The organism is Chryseobacterium luquanense (genome assembly GCF_026460945.1).
Lineage (GTDB): Bacteria > Bacteroidota > Bacteroidia > Flavobacteriales > Weeksellaceae > Chryseobacterium > Chryseobacterium luquanense.
The window spans coordinates 1-18,684 of sequence record NZ_JAOVZV010000003.1 but is presented as its reverse complement, the minus strand read 5'-3'; the positions used below and the strand labels follow the sequence as shown (position 1 = coordinate 18,684).

Here is an 18,684-nt window from a genome sequence, read left to right as displayed (position 1 = left end):
CAAAATGGAAAATAATAACACTCAGGAAATCGCTGAACCAAAAAAGAAAAAAAGTTTAGTTTTCCCAATTATATTAGCAGTTATCTTAATCGGAGGAGGAATCTTCGGTTACAGATCTTACACTTACGGTCAGTTTCATGAAGAGACGGATGATGCTCAAATTGCTTCCAACATGAATCCTGTTATTTCTAAAATCTCAGGTTATGTTGCTCAAGTGAAAGTAAAAGACAACCAGTTTGTAAAAAAAGGCGATACTTTGGTTATTTTAGATAATAAAGATCAGAAAATGGCCTTGGAACAGGCTACCGCAGCTTTATCTACAGCAAAAAGCAATATTTCTTCAGCACAGTCTTCCACTAACGCCACTTCAAAAAATATCAGCAGTTCTCAGGCTGCGGTTGCAACGGCAAATGCTCAAATTGAAGCTGCTAAAGTTAATGTATGGAAGACAGCACAGGATTTAAAAAGATATGAGATTTTAGTAAAAGATCATTCAATCACTCAACAGCAATACGAACAGGCTTTGGCCGCAAAACAATCTGCAGATAAACAATTGCAGGTTTTGGTAGAAACAAGAAATCAAATTGCTCAGCAAACCGGAATCGCTTCTTCTCAAACTGAGGCAAGTTCTCAGCAAATTTCTGTTGCTGGTTCAGTTGCAAAACAAAGAGAAGTAGACGTGGAAAGTGCAAGATTAAATCTTTCTTACACCGTAATCGTTGCTCCGGAAGATGGTTTTGTAGGAAAAGTTCCTATTCAGGAAGGGCAGTTTTTGCAGGCAGGTTCTCAGCTATTTAGCTTGGTTAAAAATGACCAGAAATGGGTAATTGCCAACTTCAAAGAAACTCAGGTTGCCAAAATGGTGGAAGGTCAAAAAGTTGAAATTAAAATTGATGCTTTTCCGGATACCAAATTTGAAGGAGTGGTAAGTTCATTTTCTCCGGCAACAGGTTCTACATTCTCAATTTTGCCTCCGGATAACGCAAGCGGAAACTTCGTAAAAGTAGTTCAGAGACTTCCTATTAAAATTGATTTCGTGAATTTAGATAAAAATATCGCCAAGAAATTGAGAACAGGGATGAACGTAAAAGCAGAAGTTGCTTTAAAATAATATTGAAATAGTGAAAGGTCAATAAACTTCGTTGTCAATAGTGAATTTGCTTCGCTGTCAATTTAAACTGACTGCTTTAAAATTCGCTATCGATTAACGAAACAAATTTGCCATTCACATATATAAAAATATATCAGTGAATTGTCAATTTTGCAGAGGCAAGTCAATTTTGAATTGAGAATGCAGTAGGATTGATGCTATTTGGAAATGAAGAAGAAAAATTGACAACGGAGTTGATTGACTATTGACAATTCACTTTTTTACATCGTAAAAAAACTATGCAAGATTCATTAGTAGAATACGGAGCCCGAAGAGTGATCATCACGATCACGGCTATTCTTTGTGCTTTGCTTGAGATTGTGGATTCCACGATTGTAAATGTTGCCCTCAACGAAATGAAAGGGAATCTCGGTTCTACACTTTCAGAAGTAGGATGGGTGATTACTGCGTATGCTATTGGTAACGTAATTATTGTGCCTATGACGAGTTGGTTATCTCAGCAGTTTGGGCGTAGAAATTATTTTGCCGCTTCTATCGTAATATTTACCATATTTTCTTTTCTCTGCGGAAATGCAGATAATATCTGGGAATTGGTATTTTTCAGATTGTGTCAGGGAATTGGTGGGGGAGCGCTTTTGGTGACCTCACAAACCATTATTACCGAATCTTATCCTATCGAAAAGAGAAGTATGGCGCAGGCGATTTATGGTTTGGGCGTAATTATTGGCCCTACTTTAGGTCCACCATTGGGAGGATATATTGTTGATAATTACAGCTGGCCGTATATTTTTTATATCAATATTCCGATTGGAATTGCGGCAACGATCATGACTTTACAATTTGTGAAAAGCCCGAAATTCTCAGAGAAAAGGAAAGCTTCGGATGTCGACTGGCTCGGAATTATGCTTTTGGCATTAACCGTTGGATCTTTACAGTTTATTCTGGAAAGAGGTCATGAAGAAGACTGGTTTGAAAGCGGTATGATCGTAACTTTTACCACAACAGCTATTTTAGGATTTGTGCTTTTCCTTTGGCGAGAGCTCACCTACAAATATCCGATTGTTGAACTGCGGGTTTTAAAGAACGGAAATCTGAGGATCGGAACCGTGATGTCATTTGTTTTAGGATTTGGTCTGTACGGTTCCACGTTTATCGTTCCTCTATATACTCAAAGTATTTTGGGTTGGACGGCGCTTCAGTCAGGAGCATTAATGATTCCGGCAGCTCTAACGACCGCTTTCATGATGCCGATTATCGGGCGACTGCTTTCGAAAGGAGCTAAACAACAGATTTTAGTTTCTCTGGGATTATTAATTTTCTTTATTTACAGTTTTTGGGGTTACAAAATCTTGACTCCGGATACCAGTAAAGATGCCTTTTTCTGGATGCTGATTGTACGTGGAATGGGACTTGGTTTATTGTTTATTCCTATCACATCCTTGTCTTTAAGTACTCTAAAAGGTCAGGAAATCGGACAGGGAGCTGCTTTTACCGGAATGATGAGACAATTGGGTGGTTCTTTCGGAATTGCTGCTATTACTACATTTATTGCCAATGCAAGTCAGAAATATAGAGTGAATTTAATTTCCCATTTAGATGGTGACAGTTTTGATGTCCAGCAAAGATTAGCAGGCTTAAAAGCCAGTTTTATGGCAAAAGGAATGACACCCGACAACGCAATGAATGCTGCATACAAAGTTTTAGATATGAACGTCACTAAACAGGCGACCGTACTTTCTTATATGGATGTATTTCTTTATTTGGGAGTTGCGTTTTTAATCTGTATTCCGTTTATCTTGTTCATCCGAGAACGGAAGAGTAAAGAAAAGATTGATTTAAGTGAAGCGATGCATTAAAAATATAAACCTCTGAGATTTTCAGAGGTTTTTTTGTTTCTAATTATTCAATATTTTCCTTATGCATGATTCCCCATTTTTCCAATTCCTGAATGACTGGTTTTAACTGATATCCAATTTTTGTTAATTCATACTCAACTCTTGGTGGAACTTCTGCGTAAACAGTTCTTGTGATAATTTTGTCTTCTTCCAATCTTCGAAGTTGAAGAGTGAGCATTCTTTCTGTAATATTTCCCAAACTTTTTCTTAATTCTCCAAATCTCAGTTTTCCGTTAATTAAATAACTGCAGATTGCGAGAGACCATTGCCCGCCAATTAATTTGGAAGCATATAATTCCGGACATTCGTCTGTGAGTGCTTTTTTATTGGCAAAGTTGGTTGAGGTTTCTTTTATTTTAGTCATTACTTACATTTTTTATAGTACCATACAATTGGTTGCTAATATCGGAAATGTAAGTTACACCTATTATTTTTGTAACAGAAATTTTAAAATATGAAAACATTAATAATAGTAACTCATCCCAAAATGGAAGAATCTTTAATTAACAAAAGATGGGTGGAAGAGTTGAATAAATTTCCAGAAAAGTATGTTGTTCATGAATTGTACAAAGCTTATCCGGATGGAATAATAGATATTAAAAAAGAACAGGAATTAGTTGAAGCTTACGATAAAATAGTTTTTCAGTTTCCTTTTTATTGGTTTAGCAGTCCGTCGTTGTTGAAAAAATGGTTGGATGAAGTTCTTTTGCACGGTTGGGCTTATGGAAGCAAAAGCGGATTTAAAGTTGGTGGAAAAAAGATTGCTTTGGCAATATCTGCAGGAGTAGATAATGAAGATTTCAATGCTCAGGGGAAATATAGACATACGGTGATTGAATTCACAAGAACTTTCGAGCTCAGTTTTGAATATATAAAAGCAGATTACAAAAAACCTTTTGTTTATTACGGAATGGAGTATAATACCTCTCCGGAATGGATTGAGCAAAGTGTTCCGCTGTATCTTGATTTTCTTGAAACACTTTAAATTATTAATCTCTGAAATCATCAGAGATTTTTTGTTAAATTTAATTTGACTTATTCAATTCATTTTTAAATAAAGGATAAACTTTAAAAAGAGCAAACGCGGCCGGAACCGTCTGAAGAAATGCCAAAATATAAGCCTTTGATGTAATTGCAAGAATAATTCCTGCCCCGACTGCCGAAAAACAAACCAATGTGATTAATGCATAACCAACTGCTTTGTTTTTATTTAAATAATACAAACCAGCAAGCCCACCTACAGCAAAGAAAAGATTGTAAAAACCCTGGTTGATAAAGAGTTTTTTAAGAACCAAAGCGTGTGTAGAAAAGTCTAATGTTTTAGGAGGATTATTAAACATTTCAAGTAAAATCGTATAAACAAAAGGTTGCATCCAGAAGATTACTTCTAATACAAAAAACATAAAAAAATCGAAAATCACAAAAATTACAAGTGCTTTCGTGAGGGTGTTTAAAGTTGAAATCATCATTATAAATTTAGGATGTAAAGATTAAACAATGCACGATAAATTGCAATTAGGGTTAAAATTGTCCTGTACTGATAATTTTCTCAGTATATATAAATGTATTTACTGCTATATTTGTACTCTAAATGATTGAAAATGTATGAGAAAAAGATTCCCAAAGATTTAAGCTGCGGTCTTAATATAGCCATTGAAGTAATCGGTGGAAAGTGGAAAGCAAATTTGTTAGCTAACATCAATAAAGGAATGAAACGTCCTTCAGAATTACACAAATCTATTCCTCAGGCTTCTGCAAGAGTTTTAAACCAGCAGTTGGCAGAGTTGGAATTTCATGGTATAGTTTCAAAGAAAATTTTTAATGTTTTGCCACCAAAAGTTGAATATTCATTAACTGAAGGTGGAAAAGATGTTCTTGAAGTTTTGTATTCGATGAAAAGCTGGGGAGAAGGTTACAAGAAAACTTTTCATGACATTATAAAGTACGAAGGGGAGATTCATTAGGAGTACTCTATTATTTTTTATCTTTGCGCCACTTTAAAGCAATAAAATACCATCTCCAATTGAAAAATCTGAAATATTATCTCGCCGCTATTATTGCATTTTCGCTGTGGGGAACTTTTAGTTTAGTTTTAAAACCATTGCATTTGTATGCTTCACTTGATATTTTATTTTACAGAGTTTTTAGTTGTGCTATTATTATGACCGTCGTGACGGTGCTTTTCAGAAGATTGAAGGTAGAAGATAATTTAAAATATTTTAAAACTCTTTCCCAAAATAGCAGGAAAAAGATTGTTGGTTTAAATATTCTGAGCAGTATTTTACTTACCGGAAATTGGTTTTCATTTATCTATGTGATGAATCATATCAGTGTAAGAGCTACTTCGGTGGCGTATCTCGTTTGTCCGATTATCACAACAATTCTTGCATTTTTTATTCTGCGTGAAAAGCTTTCCAAATTGCAATGGCTATCTGTGTTTTTGAGTGGAATAGGATGTATTTTGTTATCTTATTCCAATCTTTTGGATATGGTTTACAGCAGTTTGATAGGTTCTACTTATGCTTGTTATCTGATTATTCAAAGTGCCAATTCAAAATTTGATAAGTTTTTGGTTCTGAATTTCCATATGATTCTCGCAGCATTGATTTTGTTACCATTTTTTCCGAAATATTCAGGAGAAGTTCCTACAGATTTTAAATTCTATTTTTATATCGAAATCATTGCGGTAATGTATACCATTGTTCCGTTGCTTTTAAATCTTTACGCAATGTCGGGAATTGCTTCCTCAAAAGTCGGTATGATCCTCAATATCAATCCTATTATTGCATTTATTTTGGCAGGAGCAGTTTACAACGAAGAACTTGGAGGTTTACAGATTGTTTCTTACTCAATTATATTTTTGGCAGTAATCGTTTTTAATTCGAAAGAGATTTTCAGATTGAAAACTGAAGAATTAGCATAAGAATTATCATTTAAATATCAATCTCCTGACAAGCAGTTGTCAGCAGTTTCTATTATCTTTATCGGATAAAATAAAGATAATGGATCAAAATAATTTTGATGAAATCATAAAACGTTCTCTCAATATCAGAGAAAAATATCACAATCTGGAAATTCAGCAGAATGGAAAAGAGTGGACAGCTGAACAAGATGCTTTAGCATATCTTACGGATGCCGGATTGATAGGTCGAAATGTAATGTCCCATGAAAAAACATGGTCAAATAAGAATGCTTCAGAAGAGTTGGAACATAAATTAGGCGAAAACATTTGGTGGCTTATTGTTTTAGCAGACCGTACCGGAATTGATATTAAAGAGGCACTGGAAAATTTTTTAACAAAAACTGAAAATTTATTACAATGAGTTACTGTTCCGCCATCGAAAGGATGCAGCCCGAAAGCAGAAAAGAACTGCACAAAAAATACCACGACAACCATTACGGATTTCCAATTCATGATGATAACGAATTGTTTGGAAGACTCGTTATGGAAATAAATCAGGCAGGATTGAGCTGGGAAACGATTCTTAAAAAAGAAGAGGGTTTCAGAAATGCCTATGACAATTTCAATATTAAAAAAGTTGCTGCCTACACCGAAGAAGACCGTGAGAGATTATTAGCTGATCCTGGAATTATCAGGAATAAACTGAAAGTGAATGCAGCCATAGAAAACGCAAAAACCGTTATAGAATTACAACAAGAATTTGGTTCATTTGAAAAATGGCTCGAACATCATCATCCAAAAACTCTAGAAGAATGGATGAAACTTTTCAAAAAAACTTTCAAATTTACAGGCGGAGAAATCGTTAACGAATTTCTGATGAGTATTGGTTTTCTTAAAGGAGCTCATTCCGAAGACTGTTCTATAAATCAAGAGATTTCAAAGCACAATCCGATGTGGAGTAAGTAAGGTTAAATTTAAGGTTTACTTAGTTGGATTTTAACCGTGTCAATAAAATAAAATATCCTCTGAATTTTCAGAGGATATTCTTTTATCTAAGACTTCTTACCGTAACATCAGGTTTTTGTCCTTGTGGAACAATAAAAATAGCATTGTCATTAATGATATCTCCGGAATCAAAATAATAACTTCCAATTACCGGTAAAATATTTGTGGTAAACTTCCCCGATTTATCATAAGCAGAATAAGTAGCATTAATTATCTGCGTTCTCATTTTAAGCTGAATCTTTTTTGAGGTAAGTTTTGCTCCGGTTGCATTGATGCAGTCCAGTTCCACGATTCCGATATTGGTAACGATTTGCGGAGATGAATTTAAACGGATATTGTAAGATTTGTCGGAAGTATTTTGTACTGCTGCAGAAACTTTGTAGCGATCAAAGGTTTTTCCGCCAACTTCAATACTTTCTTTATTGGTAATATTAAAAGTTACTTTCATTCCGTTCACATCAATACTTTCGCCGTCAGCAATTTTTTGAGCAAATGCAAAATTGCCAAAACTTAAAAATGATAAAAGAAAAATAAATAGAACTGAATTTTTCATAGTTTTTGTTTTTTGTGGTTTGTAACGTAAAGGTAATTAAACAGTTTCGATTTCCCAAACTGTTTTTCTGTTGTGCACGCCAATATTTATAATTCTTTCAAATATACCTTTTGTAACAATATTATTGTTTAGGTCGATGATATGTTTGCTTTTTTCAGAAATTTCAAAGAAGTATTTCTTTAAACTATCGGTAATTTGTTTTGCTTTATCTGGTTTTGTTTTATGAATAAAATCAATAAAAGCTTTTTTTACATGTTCTCCTGAAGCTTGTTTTTGAGTTTCCATAGTGAGAGAACTGTGATCTGCACTCAGTTGAGTCATTTCTACCACTTCTTTGGCCGAAAAAAGGTCTCCACCAAAAGGATTGGGCATTTTTACATCATTATATTGTTTCTGATTAAGTTTCGCATGATAGCCGAACGAGAAATAATAAAAACTAATTTGTTTCAAAATTGCGATTTTTAGTCCGTCTTTTGCTGTAAGCATTACTTTCATTACTTGATATTGAGCTTTCATTTGAGGATCTTTTTCTTTAGCAATGAATTCTTCCACGATGGGCAAGAGCTTTTTTTCTACTTCTTCTTTATTAGTTAGCTCTACAAATTTCCCGATATCAGAGACACGAATAAGAATCTTTTGATTTAGAATCTTTGAAAGAATATTATTTTCAACTAAATAATCGCCGTTCGCCGGAATGTTAGCTTTGGTGTACATCCATTCTACATCATAACCCTGTTCATCTACTTTTATGATTTTAAAATGTGCATCAAATTGAGATTTTTTTTCAGACTTTTTGTTATCTATAAAATCTGTCGTGGTGGTTTTAATAACAACATTTTTAATTTCGTCGAGTTTCCATACCGGAAGAATGTCGACAGAATCTTGAATTTGATTTTTATTTTGAGCTAATGAAAAGAGTGATAGTACTATGAAAAAAACAGTGAAAAACTTTGAGTAAAGTAGATTCATACAGAATAGATTTAATTTTCGACGAACGAAAATACTGAATATACTTTGCCAAAGGTAATCTGTAAGATTATTTATTTGTTAAGATGAGAAATTGGATGCTCATGATGATTTAAAAGTTATTTTTCAGACATTTGACTTATTTGAGATCCTTATTATTAACCCAATTATCAAAAGAATTACTCCTAAAATAAGAGTGGGAATCCAAAAAAGAAAACAAATTTCTGCCAATTTGATGGTGAAACGAGGGAAATCTCCACGAGCTGTAAACATTGATGCACCAACGATAAACATTAATATGGATAGTAAAAACATGCAGCCTCCCACAATCATTAAATATTTGGAAATTTTGTTGTTTTTCATAATGTTATCTATTCAACACCGTATTAATTCTTTTCTCGGCTTCTTCTTTAGAAATTCCACCATAGCAATCTTTCACAAAGCGGTCATCATGGGAACTATGGGGGAGAATTAAAGGTCGACCCAAAGAATTGTCTACTTCCACATTTGTCGGAATTGAATCGTAGTCATACTCCGGTAGATAATTGGATAGCCATCCAAAATATACTGCTGTAAAATCTTTGTTATCGTAATTTTCAGCATATTCATTGAAGCTTTTTTCACTTAAAGAAACCCAGACTCCATATTCAAGATTTTGACAACTGTCAATTACATTTTGAATGAGAACACCTCTTATAAAATAGCAGGTTTCATCCTCATATCTTATGATGCAAAGATCAGGGCTCAATTCAGATTTTTTTTCTTCTTCCTTAGAAAGATCCATATAAGGAGATGGAGAATTGTAAGCTATTGCAGGCCATTCTTCTTTTTCTTCGCCACAACATTCGCAGATATATTTCATTTTTTATTTACTTTTTTCAATTTGGCTTTTCAATCTTTCAATCAGCATTGTAATAATTCTTTTATTAAAAATTTTGTTGTCAGAATTATAAATCTCCATTTCTTCTAGAGTAAACATTCCAATCGTCATTCCTATAAAAGTATTTTTTAAAACTAAATCTTTCTGAAGACTCTGTTCAATAAAAATATTTTTTTTCGCTGCAGTTAAAGTATTGAAATCTGCATTTTGACGGATTGTATAATTTGTAAATAATGAAATATAAAGATCATTCTGCAATTTTAAAATAGGACGCAAAGTTTGGTTTTGGAACTTTTCTTCCGAAGTTGAAGTTTCAGAAATAGTAATATTTAAAGATTCTCTTAAATCGAGTTTGGTTGTCATATATGTTGTCATGATTTTACATTATATTTCAAATGTATAAATAAAACTTACTTTCACGAATCGAATTACATAAAAAACTAACTAATTCAATAACCTTCATTTTCATATCAAAAAAAATCATTATTTTAGTTCAGACCTAAATAAACACAAAGAGATTTTATACTAACATTTTAAATCATAAATGATGGGAATTACAAATTTAAACAACGCGCATTTAGATAATGCAAAACTTACATCTATTCTTGATGCCATTACCGTTCTTGAAACAGCTCTTGGAAATTTCAACTATAATCTTTCTCCACAAGACCGCAAACGTTATGGAAGTATCAATGAGCAAAACAAACTTTTGGTAAATAAAGTGTACGATTACAACAAAAACCAGCCAAACCTCAGCGCACCTGATATGGATTGGCAGGAATTTGAAAATGATTACAACTCCCGTAGAAATCTTGAAGGAATGATTTCAAGGCTTAACAGTCTGATAACAAAAATGGTTGATGCCAAAACGCTTCACGATTACGACAATTATCAGGCGGCATTGGAAGACTATGGTTTTACGAGCTACAAAGCAGGAGGTTCGGTATCAGGTTTTCAAACTAAACATGCAGATCTGAAACAGTTTTTCGGTAGAAGCGGTTCTGCTAAAAAACCAGATACTGAAACACCGGAATTGTAAAGTCATTGCGAACCGAAGGTGAAGCAATCTCAATCGTTTTTAATAAAAACAAATCATCCTCAAACCTATCGTTTGAGGATTTTTTAATGAATAGAATTATCTGCAATGTATATTTTTAGGTATTCTATGGAAATAATAAGGTTATTGATAGCAATCTTGAGATACATTAGACCTCTGTTTCGGTTCTGTAATGGTTTGTTTCGGTTGTTATGATCATCGTTTCGGTTTTCCACCCAATCGATTCAGTCTTCAACCGAAAATATTTTACGCTGAACCGAATCGTTTCGGTGTTGAACCCAATCATTAAGGTTTATTACCGAAAGTTTATGGTTTGAAACCGAATCACTTTTCTGTAGAACCGAATAGTTTGGGTTTTAAACATGAAGTGATTTACAAAAATTAATTACATCTATAATTGACAGAAGATTACTGGTCTGATATTATATTTTCAAAGTAAAAAATATTGTATTTGTGATGTTTTTTAATAGTTTAGTCTCTTATTTCAATTGCGTCCTCATCAGTCGAGGGGAGTCTTTCTGGGTCCATCCTATTCTTAATTTCGGTAACAGTCTTTTTAAAATCTCCTCTATTCTTAAACCAAATTATAAAGCAAACTAAACTTCCTAAAAAACAAATTATTGTTAGGCATAAAAATATTAGAAATTTTACTATTAAATCGTCTTTATCATCGTAAAAAAAATCAACGGTTAATAGCACTGTAAAAAAAGAAAGAAATATTGAAAATAATGAAATACTACAATTCAAAATCATTGAATCCCCTGAGCCTTTTTCAAGTAAATCGAGTTCTTTCTCAGATATTTCATAAATTTTCAAAGAGTCTAGCCTAGCTCTTCTTACTCCTATAGAATCTTGTTGTTCAGCCATCAATTACATATTTTTTTTAAACCATTCGCTTTTACCTCTAGTATTACTCCATGCAGCTTCTACTCCCGATTTTACAACGAAGATTCTTCCATTATTTCCTTTGAATTGTAACAAATCATCTCTAAGTTGGATAGCTTTAATATCGATAGTGGTAACAGCAAAGGAATTATCTGTTATTCTAGCCCAGGTTTTATAAGATTTAATATATTCAATTAGTGCATTTTCATCTCCATCGGAATCTAATTGATATATCACTATATATGTTCTTTTCATTGTAAAATATCCTTTATAATTTTGAAGTTTATGATAAATTGTTTTTGTTATTATAGTTTTTAATTTCGTCTATTAGTTTCTGTTGTATTTTTTGTTTTTCTTGAATTACAGATGCTTCTAATAAAGTACTTAAAGGAGCAATTAAACCTGTAGCAGTTATTATTTCATTATCAATAATGTTATTTTGATTTAAAAAATTAAATATTATTTTTTTACATTCCGAAATTAATTTTGAGGTGTAATCCCCGAAAGATAATAATATGCTATTTTTTAGTTTTTGAATCTCATCTGTCTCAAGATTTATATAGTTTTCAAAATTTTTTTCAAAATAAAGTTTAAAACTTTCAAGTATTTTTTGATAGTCTAAATGTTGTTCCAAATTTTGCATGTTTTTTATTGTAAAAATACAGAAAATTGTTTACCCTACCGTCGGTGTATCCTCCTCCTTCAAAATCTTTTTCTCTTTCATGGCGACCATCATTCTTTCGCATTTGTATTCTTCCCAGTTGAATTGATTGAGGAAATCGAGGGCGGCAACAAATCCGGCGTTGAAGAGCTGTTCTTTTTCTTCTCTTTTCATAAAGAAATTAAGCCAGTTGCTGGTTCCACAGTTGACGGTTTTAATGCTGTAAAGATTGTAGAATGAGTTTTTGGTAAGGAAAGATTTGTCGTTGAAGCCACGTAAAGTATCAATAATATGTCCGGCGTAGGAGAGGGGAGTCTTCATGATTTGTTGGCTGGTTTTTCCTTTTTCATTCTGTATGGCAGAATCGCTTGTAAGCTGTACACCGAATAGTGGAAGTCTCGAATAAAAAATATCGTTCATGTGAAAAACATCAATCGGGAAATTGGAAATACTTCCGCCATCGATAAAGATTCCGACAGGATAAATGTTTTCTTTCGTGGTGTTCATCCAGAATTTCCATGCGTATTTTACAGAATCGTCGTCTTTATTGATAAGCTTTTGCATCGGTTCAAAAAAGAACGGAACTGACATTGAAGCCCTTACAAATTCTGCCGGACTGATGTGTTTTAGCTCTTCTTCAGACCAATAGAGATTTGCCATAGTGGGAAGTTCAACTTTTATCTTAGCGTTAATGTCGGTGGTCACAACGATATATTCAGATTTGAGCTGATAAAACGGATTGTTTTTGTAATAATCGTTGTTTTCCATGCTTTCAAAATAAATTCGGTATCGCGTTTCATCAATATGTTCCAGATTATTCATTTTGATTTCTTCAATTCCGTTCAGAGCGTTGGTGTAAAATTCCATGCCGTTTCCGTAACGGTAATTGAGATTCAGTTTCTCTTCTTTCTGAATGAATTTTTTGTTGAGTTCAGCCACGGTTTTGATTCCAAAATCATCGAGCACTTTTTTCATTGTGTCTTCAAATGCATTTCCAGGATTCAGTCCGCTGTTGCTTTTGGTGAAATTCAGGTAAAGCTTTTTAAGAATTAAGATTAAAATAATCAAAGGAACCAAAGGAATCAGAAAGTAAAGCTTGGCTTCCCGAATGGTTTCAGACGAAAGAACAAACGGTAAACTGACCAAACCAACCACCAGAATAATTAAAATAATCAAATTGATTTTAAAGAAATTCTTATTGTTGAGCATCGCATGAATGGTCGTTTTTACATAGTTTTTACCATCCATAAAATCAGCAAAATTCCAGTTGAACAATATTTCTTTAATGACCTCGCTTTTAGCTTCTTCTTTGGTTTTGCAGGCAGCAATCAGCATGGTGTTTATCGCTCCTGCGCTGGTTCCTGCAACTTTCAGAAAACGGATACCGAAAATTTCCAGTCCGTAAAGATAACCGACCAATGCACTTCCCCAAACTCCTCCTCCTTCCTGCACAAATTCTACATATTGGTTTCCTTTAGTATCCAGAAGATCAGAAAATTCTCTTTTTGAAATATTTTCATGCAGTGCTTTCAGCTTTTCTTTGGATTCCTGAGAAAGTAAGTCTTCACCAAGAATTTTTTGGAGGGTTTCGGGTTTCATAATTTTGGTTTGGTGTTTTTATTTAGCGTTTAGAGTTTTTGAAATATTCTCTAAATTCTATGCTCACTTTGTCATTCTGTCGGAATCTAAACAGTAATTTTATACTCTGCTGAGATTTCTGCGTATGACAAAACTATCTATCTGCTCAGACTTACCATTGCTTTCTCCGGGCATAAATAAAAGTACAGATGACAATCACTCCCATTACGCCTAATGTATAAAAGTATCCTTGTTTTGTATGCAGTTCGGGCATATTGTCGAAATTCATTCCGTATAAACCAGCAATAAATGTAATAGGTAAAAAGTAAACTGAATATATTGCCAAAACCTTCATCACCTGATTGGCCTTCTGATCAGATAATGCCAAAAACATTGAAATTAAGTTGGTAATCTGGATATTGAGGTGGTCGAAATCGGCAACCACATCTTTATGTTTATCTTTTAAATCTACAAACTCCGAATCCGGGAGATTGAGCAATTTAAATTTATCAACAGCATCGGTAGAGATTGTTAAAACCCTTGAATTCAAGCCTGATTTTCTTTTCAGTTTATACAGCCTCCGAATTTGATTTGTATGATTGGTGTTTTTAAGGAAAATTTCGTTTTCGATATTATCCATCGTTTCAAATAAACTCAGAGATTCATCATCAAAGCTTTTCATGATAACTAAAGCTATTTTTAAAGCTATTTTTTCCGGGGAGCAAACTTCTTCACGTAGCGAAAGTTCATTTTTTGTTTCAGAAATACTTTTAGCCTTCATTCTGTGAACGGTGATAATCGTATTATTCAAAAGAAAAATTCCTATTTTAGTACTGATATCACTTATCGTGTTGAGGTTTTTTCTTTCCAGCTCTGTACTTTCACGCAAGAGGAAAAATTTCACGTTTCCGTCGGCTTCATATTTGGGTAAGTGATTGGGATCTAGTGTATCTTCCAAAAGAAGGTTGTTGATTTCGTAGCGTTCGTGAAGGTATTTCATATCTTCTTCGGTAGGCGCTTCCACGTCTATCCATTCGCATCCCGAATCTCTGTAAATTGTATCAATAGGCATAAAGTAAATTTACTGTTAAATTTGAAATTGGATGTATTAAATAAATTTTATCTTTACCAAAATTAGAAAAAACTATATGATTAAAAGTACAATCAAAGGAATCGGATTTCATGTTCCGGATCATGTGGTCACCAATGATGATTTGGCAAAATTAATGACCACCAATGATGAATGGATTACAGAAAGAACGGGAATTAAAGAAAGAAGACACAGAATCAACAGGAATGATGCTCAGGAAACGACAGCATATCTTGGTTTTAAAGCTTCAGAAAAAGCAATTCAACACGCTGGTTTAACAGCAAAAGATATCGATTATATTGTTTTTGCAACGCTTTCACCGGATTATTATTTTCCGGGATGTGGAGTTTTGCTTCAGGATATGTTGGGTTGTGATACTATCGGAGCTTTGGATGTGAGAAATCAGTGTTCAGGTTTTGTGTATGCAATGAGCGTTGCCAATGCTTTTATAAAATCCGGAACGTATAAAAATATTTTGGTTGTAGGTGCTGAAGTGCATTCTTTCGGTCTTGATTTTTCTGATGAAGGAAGAGGTGTTTCTGTAATTTTTGGTGACGGAGCAGGAGCAATTGTCCTTTCTGCAACAGAGGATGAAAATGCAGGTGATATTTTAGCAATGAATATGCATTCTGAAGGAAAATATGCCGATGAATTATGTACACAGTTTCCGGGTTCAAAATACGGATGGAGCGACAGAATGAGAAAAGAACCTGAAAATGTGACCAGTAAAGAAGTTTATCCAATCATGAACGGAAATTTTGTTTTCAAACATGCGGTGACAAGATTTCCTGAAACGATGCAGGAAGCTTTAGACAAAGCAGGAAAGACGATTGATGATTTGGATATGTTTATTCCGCATCAGGCAAATTTGAGAATTGCTCAGTTTGTTCAGCAGAAATTTGGGTTACCGGACGAAAAAATTCATAATAATATTCATAAATACGGAAATACAACAGCAGCTTCTATTCCGATTGCTTTAAATGAAGCCATTGAATTAGGCAAGATTAAAAGAGGAGACCTGGTTCTTCTTTCAGCTTTCGGAAGTGGTTTTACCTGGGGAAGTATTTTGTTTGAGTATTAAAACTTCTTTTTACAGAATGAAATTCAAAGTGTGTCACTCGAGTAGATTTTTGAAGAAAAACGTATCAAGAAATTTTTCAGTTAAGAGTTCTCGATACGCTTCGCTACTCGAACTGACGTAACTCAAAACTAAGTAAATAAACAAAAAGTCCGCTGAAATCAATTTCCAGCGGACTTTCTTATGTTTTAAATTAAAGTTTAGAGAGACTTCAATAATTTTTCTGTGTCTGCAGTATCTTCACCTGCTGCTTTTCCTAGTTCAAGAGATTTTTCTGCCCAGATTTTAGCATTTTTCTTATCCCCAACTTTGTTGTAAAGATTAGCTAAAGTATCTGTATTAGCAAAGTTTTCACTTTTCTTTACAGATTCTTGTGCCCATTTTACAGCCGTTTCCAAAGAAGCTTTAGTGGTAACGTTTTCAAAGAAATTCCAAGCTAAAGAGTTTAATTCTTCAGAAGATGCAGCTGAATAATCTTTATACAACTCTAAATTTATTTTCTCATACGTTGCAAAATCTTTGTCTTTTAAAGCTCTGCTTGATTTTACTCTTTTCAAAAGTTTCTCAGAATCTTCTTTAGTCATGAATTTCTGCGTTTCTGTAAGGAAGTAAGCTTCGTCCAGTTTTTTAGTTGTAGCGTCATAAGCTTTCGCCATTACAGCATTTACTTTTACATTTTTATCGATTGAGGCATACTGCTTTTCAGGAATGATTTTCATGATATCAGCTTTTCTCTCAGTGAAAATTCTGTAAGGAGCATCTTCTGTATTTTTCATTGCCTGAAAAAGAAGACCCAAATTTTCTTGGTTAAATTCAGGTTTTGCAGCAAAATACTGCTCGATAACTTTGTTGGAGAAAACTGCATCATTATACATTGTAAGATTTGCAAGATTTAATAAAAATGCGGGATCTTTTTCTCCTTTCTCGAATTTTTGTTTTAAAGCAGCCAGTCTTTTGTTCGGATCTCCTGCATCCATCGCAAACTGGATGAAATCTTTTTCCTCCACATAACCAATAGTTCTGTGAACTTCCTCTCCATCTCCGTTGATGAAAAGATAAGTTGGGAAAACTTTTACATTGAATTTTTTTGCCAATTCAATTCCTTCGCCTTTTTCCATGTCGATTTTTGCATTCACAAAATTCTTATTGTAATAATCTCCAACAGGTTTTAGCGGGAAAATATTTTTTACCATTAGTTTACACGGTCCGCACCACACTGCATAAGCGTCAATAAAAACAAGTTTGTTTTCTTTTTTTGCTTTCGCTAAAATAGTTTTGAAGTTGCTGCCTTCTTCAAATTTGATTCCTTGTGCAAATGCAAGTGCTGCAAAGAAAAGGAATGATAATATTGCTGTTTTTTTCATATAATAAATACGTATTGTTTTTATTTTTTATATTAAATCGCACAGTAGATTATGTTTGCAAGATCAGGGCGATTTTATGATTTTTTATTGGATACAAATGTAATAATTATGTTAAATAATTTTTCTCTTTTTAATGAAAATAAGAATGATGTTTTGAAAATTTTTCAAAAATAAAATCCGTAGCTAATTTCTACGGATTGTTTTATTATCTGGAACCTCCAACTTTCGTATTGGGTTTGTTTTCTTTACTGCCATAATCTGTTGGTGATGCAGCGGTGTCTTTCAGTGCTTTCGGAGTATCTTTTTCCGCTGTAGTAGGTTCAGAATTTGCTGCTGCAGAATCTCCGAGATGATTTCTTAAAGAATCTTTGTTGTGTTCGGCTTTAAATTCTTCTCTGTTTTCTTTTTTGTCGGCACAGCTTCCTAGAGTCATTAAAGCCAAAACAGCTCCTATTCCTAATTTTTTCATAGTTAAAATATATTTATTGGTTAATCAAATATAAAAAATCTGCCGAAATTTTCAGCAGATTTAATTTTGAGTTAAATTTCCTGTTTTTATCTTACAGGAGCATTGACTGTATCAACAGGCATTTTCATTGTATCCGGATTTTGCACTGGTGTTGAATTTGTCATTGAAGTAGTATCAACTGCTACGTTCATAGAATCTTTCTCAGATGACATTTGCGGTTCTTTTGATCCACAACTTGCCGTGACTAAGCCTATCAAAAAGGCTGATAACATTAATTTTTTCATAATATTTATTTTTATGGTGTTTAAATTCATAGCCAATTATCATTCCAAAAAGTGTGAACTTTATATTAAATTTAAGTAAAGTTTGTTAAAAAACGTTTTATATTACTAAAAGTCGTAGAACTACGACATGAAATCGTAGAATTACTACAAATTTTGAAATAGTTGTTTTGATTTGAAAAAAGTAGATTTCTTGGTTTTATCTTTGAAGTACAAAAATCACAAAATACCAACGAATAAAATTTACAGATCATGGCAGCAAATTCAAGAGGAATCTTAAAATTTAATGGCAGCGAAGGACAGAAATTGTTAAAGCTGAATTACAGTGTTTCAAGGTCAACCGATGTTTCGGGTAGAGTAGCATCAGATCCTTCTAATGCGTTGATTAAATTAACAATCGAGGCAACAGAAAAATCTGACATCCTTGAAACTTTGTTAAACGGAAAATACAAACCGACTTCAGGTGAAATTACTTTCAATAAATCCCATGAAGAAGGAACTCTTATTACCTTGAATTGGGAAAACGGGTATGTCATTCAGCATGAAGTAGACTTTGACGCAGTTGATGAAAATTCAATGTTAATAAGCTTTGTCATAAGTGCAGAAAAAATCAATTACGGAAATGCAGCATACGAAGGACTTTGGCCATATAGCTAAAATCTTTCGGTTCAGAAGGGTTTATTAGGATTCACGAGACTGTCTTTATAAGACGGTCTTTTTGCCTTGAACGTACATTAAAATAATATTTAAAGCATATTATATTTTTATAGAGAAAAAGTTCTCATCTGAATAAAATTTAATAACTTTAAGCCACCACACAATCACAAAAATATGAATACCTCAACTAAAAATGGAGGTTCCGTTTTCCGTCCATCCCAAAATGCGGCAGGAATCTCAGAGAATCATCAT

The 18,684-nt window shown here is 33.4% G+C and carries 24 protein-coding genes; 10 read left to right on the top strand and 14 right to left on the bottom strand.

Annotation, left to right across the window (positions count from 1 at the left end; translation table 11 throughout):
- Window positions 1-4 precede the first annotated feature (4 nt).
- Both OEA66_RS04345 and OEA66_RS04340 read left to right on the top strand, forming a co-directional pair.
- The gene (locus OEA66_RS04345; protein WP_267280230.1) at window positions 5-1,111 is read left to right on the top strand and encodes an HlyD family secretion protein; all 1,107 of its coding nucleotides are present in this window, start codon (window positions 5-7) and stop codon (window positions 1,109-1,111) included.
- Between the two features lie 278 nt (window positions 1,112-1,389).
- The gene (locus tag OEA66_RS04340) at window positions 1,390-2,967 is read left to right on the top strand and encodes a DHA2 family efflux MFS transporter permease subunit (RefSeq protein WP_267280229.1); all 1,578 of its coding nucleotides are present in this window, start codon (window positions 1,390-1,392) and stop codon (window positions 2,965-2,967) included.
- A gap of 43 nt (window positions 2,968-3,010) precedes the next feature.
- On the opposite strand, the gene OEA66_RS04335 is transcribed toward OEA66_RS04340, so the two are convergent.
- A complete protein-coding gene (locus tag OEA66_RS04335) occupies window positions 3,011-3,370 on the bottom strand; it encodes a winged helix-turn-helix transcriptional regulator (RefSeq protein ID WP_267280228.1) in 360 nt (119 codons plus the stop codon).
- 90 nt (window positions 3,371-3,460) lie between these two features.
- Between OEA66_RS04335 and OEA66_RS04330 the strand changes: the two genes are divergently transcribed.
- Window positions 3,461-3,991, top strand: a complete 531-nt coding sequence (locus OEA66_RS04330) for an NAD(P)H-dependent oxidoreductase (RefSeq protein ID WP_267280227.1) — start codon at window positions 3,461-3,463, stop codon at window positions 3,989-3,991.
- 40 nt (window positions 3,992-4,031) lie between these two features.
- On the opposite strand, the gene OEA66_RS04325 is transcribed toward OEA66_RS04330, so the two are convergent.
- The gene (locus OEA66_RS04325; RefSeq protein ID WP_267280226.1) at window positions 4,032-4,472 is read right to left on the bottom strand and encodes a DUF1304 family protein; all 441 of its coding nucleotides are present in this window, start codon (window positions 4,470-4,472) and stop codon (window positions 4,032-4,034) included.
- Between the two features lie 135 nt (window positions 4,473-4,607).
- Between OEA66_RS04325 and OEA66_RS04320 the strand changes: the two genes are divergently transcribed.
- The 4 genes from OEA66_RS04320 to OEA66_RS04305 all read left to right on the top strand — a co-directional run bounded on the left by OEA66_RS04320 (window position 4,608) and on the right by OEA66_RS04305 (window position 6,874).
- On the top strand, window positions 4,608-4,970 hold the full coding sequence (locus tag OEA66_RS04320) for a winged helix-turn-helix transcriptional regulator (RefSeq protein WP_267280225.1): 363 nt from the start codon (window positions 4,608-4,610) through the stop codon (window positions 4,968-4,970).
- 59 nt (window positions 4,971-5,029) lie between these two features.
- Complete coding sequence (locus tag OEA66_RS04315) at window positions 5,030-5,929, top strand: EamA family transporter (RefSeq protein WP_267280224.1); 900 nt, start codon at window positions 5,030-5,032, stop codon at window positions 5,927-5,929.
- Between the two features lie 79 nt (window positions 5,930-6,008).
- Window positions 6,009-6,329: a nucleoside triphosphate pyrophosphohydrolase family protein gene (locus OEA66_RS04310; protein ID WP_267280223.1), complete on the top strand. Its 321-nt coding sequence runs from the start codon at window positions 6,009-6,011 to the stop codon at window positions 6,327-6,329.
- A complete protein-coding gene (locus tag OEA66_RS04305) occupies window positions 6,326-6,874 on the top strand; it encodes a DNA-3-methyladenine glycosylase I (RefSeq protein WP_267280222.1) in 549 nt (182 codons plus the stop codon). Before OEA66_RS04310 ends, OEA66_RS04305 begins: the two co-directional genes overlap by 4 nt.
- Before the next feature lie 82 nt (window positions 6,875-6,956).
- On the opposite strand, the gene OEA66_RS04300 is transcribed toward OEA66_RS04305, so the two are convergent.
- From OEA66_RS04300 to OEA66_RS04285, 4 genes are all read right to left on the bottom strand, one after another.
- Window positions 6,957-7,466 (bottom strand): hypothetical protein, encoded by a 510-nt coding sequence (locus OEA66_RS04300; protein ID WP_267280221.1) that lies wholly within the window; start codon window positions 7,464-7,466, stop codon window positions 6,957-6,959.
- 36 nt (window positions 7,467-7,502) lie between these two features.
- Window positions 7,503-8,435 carry a hypothetical protein gene (locus tag OEA66_RS04295; RefSeq protein ID WP_267280220.1) on the bottom strand — a complete coding sequence of 311 codons (933 nt, stop codon included), beginning with the start codon at window positions 8,433-8,435 and terminating at the stop codon, window positions 7,503-7,505.
- Between the two features lie 364 nt (window positions 8,436-8,799).
- On the bottom strand, window positions 8,800-9,294 hold the full coding sequence (locus OEA66_RS04290) for a DUF2199 domain-containing protein (protein WP_267280219.1): 495 nt from the start codon (window positions 9,292-9,294) through the stop codon (window positions 8,800-8,802).
- Between the two features lie 3 nt (window positions 9,295-9,297).
- Window positions 9,298-9,675, bottom strand: a complete 378-nt coding sequence (locus OEA66_RS04285) for a glyoxalase (protein ID WP_267280218.1) — start codon at window positions 9,673-9,675, stop codon at window positions 9,298-9,300.
- 181 nt (window positions 9,676-9,856) lie between these two features.
- Between OEA66_RS04285 and OEA66_RS04280 the strand changes: the two genes are divergently transcribed.
- A complete protein-coding gene (locus tag OEA66_RS04280) occupies window positions 9,857-10,351 on the top strand; it encodes a hypothetical protein (RefSeq protein ID WP_311136912.1) in 495 nt (164 codons plus the stop codon).
- A 489-nt stretch (window positions 10,352-10,840) separates the two neighbouring features.
- On the opposite strand, the gene OEA66_RS04275 is transcribed toward OEA66_RS04280, so the two are convergent.
- The 5 genes from OEA66_RS04275 to OEA66_RS04255 all read right to left on the bottom strand — a co-directional run bounded on the left by OEA66_RS04275 (window position 10,841) and on the right by OEA66_RS04255 (window position 14,565).
- On the bottom strand, window positions 10,841-11,236 hold the full coding sequence (locus OEA66_RS04275; protein WP_267280217.1) for a hypothetical protein: 396 nt from the start codon (window positions 11,234-11,236) through the stop codon (window positions 10,841-10,843).
- A gap of 3 nt (window positions 11,237-11,239) precedes the next feature.
- Window positions 11,240-11,509, bottom strand: a complete 270-nt coding sequence (locus tag OEA66_RS04270; RefSeq protein ID WP_267280216.1) for a hypothetical protein — start codon at window positions 11,507-11,509, stop codon at window positions 11,240-11,242.
- A gap of 28 nt (window positions 11,510-11,537) precedes the next feature.
- Window positions 11,538-11,897: a hypothetical protein gene (locus OEA66_RS04265; RefSeq protein WP_267280215.1), complete on the bottom strand. Its 360-nt coding sequence runs from the start codon at window positions 11,895-11,897 to the stop codon at window positions 11,538-11,540.
- A gap of 30 nt (window positions 11,898-11,927) precedes the next feature.
- The gene (locus OEA66_RS04260) at window positions 11,928-13,514 is read right to left on the bottom strand and encodes a patatin-like phospholipase family protein (RefSeq protein WP_267280214.1); all 1,587 of its coding nucleotides are present in this window, start codon (window positions 13,512-13,514) and stop codon (window positions 11,928-11,930) included.
- A gap of 151 nt (window positions 13,515-13,665) precedes the next feature.
- Window positions 13,666-14,565 carry a magnesium transporter CorA family protein gene (locus OEA66_RS04255; RefSeq protein ID WP_267280213.1) on the bottom strand — a complete coding sequence of 300 codons (900 nt, stop codon included), beginning with the start codon at window positions 14,563-14,565 and terminating at the stop codon, window positions 13,666-13,668.
- 76 nt (window positions 14,566-14,641) lie between these two features.
- On the opposite strand from OEA66_RS04255, the gene OEA66_RS04250 reads away from it, so the two are divergent.
- A complete protein-coding gene (locus OEA66_RS04250; protein ID WP_267280212.1) occupies window positions 14,642-15,664 on the top strand; it encodes a 3-oxoacyl-ACP synthase III family protein in 1,023 nt (340 codons plus the stop codon).
- Between the two features lie 197 nt (window positions 15,665-15,861).
- Here OEA66_RS04250 and OEA66_RS04245 read toward each other — a convergent pair whose 3' ends face one another.
- The 3 genes from OEA66_RS04245 to OEA66_RS04235 form a co-directional block, all read right to left on the bottom strand.
- On the bottom strand, window positions 15,862-17,025 hold the full coding sequence (locus OEA66_RS04245; RefSeq protein ID WP_267280211.1) for a thioredoxin family protein: 1,164 nt from the start codon (window positions 17,023-17,025) through the stop codon (window positions 15,862-15,864).
- A gap of 205 nt (window positions 17,026-17,230) precedes the next feature.
- Complete coding sequence (locus tag OEA66_RS04240) at window positions 17,231-17,494, bottom strand: hypothetical protein (RefSeq protein WP_267280210.1); 264 nt, start codon at window positions 17,492-17,494, stop codon at window positions 17,231-17,233.
- A gap of 86 nt (window positions 17,495-17,580) precedes the next feature.
- On the bottom strand, window positions 17,581-17,766 hold the full coding sequence (locus OEA66_RS04235; protein WP_267280209.1) for a cytochrome C551: 186 nt from the start codon (window positions 17,764-17,766) through the stop codon (window positions 17,581-17,583).
- Window positions 17,767-18,027: 261 nt separating this feature from the next.
- Here OEA66_RS04235 and tssD point away from each other — a divergent pair, with 261 nt between their 5' ends.
- Window positions 18,028-18,432 carry a type VI secretion system tube protein TssD gene (gene tssD, locus OEA66_RS04230; RefSeq protein ID WP_267265263.1) on the top strand — a complete coding sequence of 135 codons (405 nt, stop codon included), beginning with the start codon at window positions 18,028-18,030 and terminating at the stop codon, window positions 18,430-18,432.
- Window positions 18,433-18,684: the final 252 nt, after the last annotated feature.

Bases quoted from the DNA above. Each gene is read 5' to 3' on its own strand.
- OEA66_RS04255 (WP_267280213.1), bottom strand. From the start codon at position 14,565: ATGCCTATTGATACAATTTACAGAGATTCGGGATGCGAATGGATAGAC.
- tssD (WP_267265263.1), top strand. From the start codon at position 18,028: ATGGCAGCAAATTCAAGAGGAATCTTAAAATTTAATGGCAGCGAAGGA.
- OEA66_RS04270 (WP_267280216.1), bottom strand. From the start codon at position 11,509: ATGAAAAGAACATATATAGTGATATATCAATTAGATTCCGATGGAGAT.
- OEA66_RS04245 (WP_267280211.1), bottom strand. From the start codon at position 17,025: ATGAAAAAAACAGCAATATTATCATTCCTTTTCTTTGCAGCACTTGCA.
- OEA66_RS04240 (WP_267280210.1), bottom strand. From the start codon at position 17,494: ATGAAAAAATTAGGAATAGGAGCTGTTTTGGCTTTAATGACTCTAGGA.
- OEA66_RS04235 (WP_267280209.1), bottom strand. From the start codon at position 17,766: ATGTTATCAGCCTTTTTGATAGGCTTAGTCACGGCAAGTTGTGGATCA.
- OEA66_RS04345 (WP_267280230.1), top strand. From the start codon at position 5: ATGGAAAATAATAACACTCAGGAAATCGCTGAACCAAAAAAGAAAAAA.
- OEA66_RS04325 (WP_267280226.1), bottom strand. From the start codon at position 4,472: ATGATTTCAACTTTAAACACCCTCACGAAAGCACTTGTAATTTTTGTG.
- OEA66_RS04300 (WP_267280221.1), bottom strand. From the start codon at position 7,466: ATGAAAAATTCAGTTCTATTTATTTTTCTTTTATCATTTTTAAGTTTT.
- OEA66_RS04330 (WP_267280227.1), top strand. From the start codon at position 3,461: ATGAAAACATTAATAATAGTAACTCATCCCAAAATGGAAGAATCTTTA.
- OEA66_RS04280 (WP_311136912.1), top strand. From the start codon at position 9,857: ATGATGGGAATTACAAATTTAAACAACGCGCATTTAGATAATGCAAAA.
- OEA66_RS04250 (WP_267280212.1), top strand. From the start codon at position 14,642: ATGATTAAAAGTACAATCAAAGGAATCGGATTTCATGTTCCGGATCAT.
- OEA66_RS04340 (WP_267280229.1), top strand. From the start codon at position 1,390: ATGCAAGATTCATTAGTAGAATACGGAGCCCGAAGAGTGATCATCACG.
- OEA66_RS04310 (WP_267280223.1), top strand. From the start codon at position 6,009: ATGGATCAAAATAATTTTGATGAAATCATAAAACGTTCTCTCAATATC.
- OEA66_RS04320 (WP_267280225.1), top strand. From the start codon at position 4,608: ATGTATGAGAAAAAGATTCCCAAAGATTTAAGCTGCGGTCTTAATATA.
- OEA66_RS04290 (WP_267280219.1), bottom strand. From the start codon at position 9,294: ATGAAATATATCTGCGAATGTTGTGGCGAAGAAAAAGAAGAATGGCCT.
- OEA66_RS04335 (WP_267280228.1), bottom strand. From the start codon at position 3,370: ATGACTAAAATAAAAGAAACCTCAACCAACTTTGCCAATAAAAAAGCA.
- OEA66_RS04265 (WP_267280215.1), bottom strand. From the start codon at position 11,897: ATGCAAAATTTGGAACAACATTTAGACTATCAAAAAATACTTGAAAGT.
- OEA66_RS04275 (WP_267280217.1), bottom strand. From the start codon at position 11,236: ATGGCTGAACAACAAGATTCTATAGGAGTAAGAAGAGCTAGGCTAGAC.
- OEA66_RS04305 (WP_267280222.1), top strand. From the start codon at position 6,326: ATGAGTTACTGTTCCGCCATCGAAAGGATGCAGCCCGAAAGCAGAAAA.
- OEA66_RS04295 (WP_267280220.1), bottom strand. From the start codon at position 8,435: ATGAATCTACTTTACTCAAAGTTTTTCACTGTTTTTTTCATAGTACTA.
- OEA66_RS04285 (WP_267280218.1), bottom strand. From the start codon at position 9,675: ATGACAACCAAACTCGATTTAAGAGAATCTTTAAATATTACTATTTCT.
- OEA66_RS04260 (WP_267280214.1), bottom strand. From the start codon at position 13,514: ATGAAACCCGAAACCCTCCAAAAAATTCTTGGTGAAGACTTACTTTCT.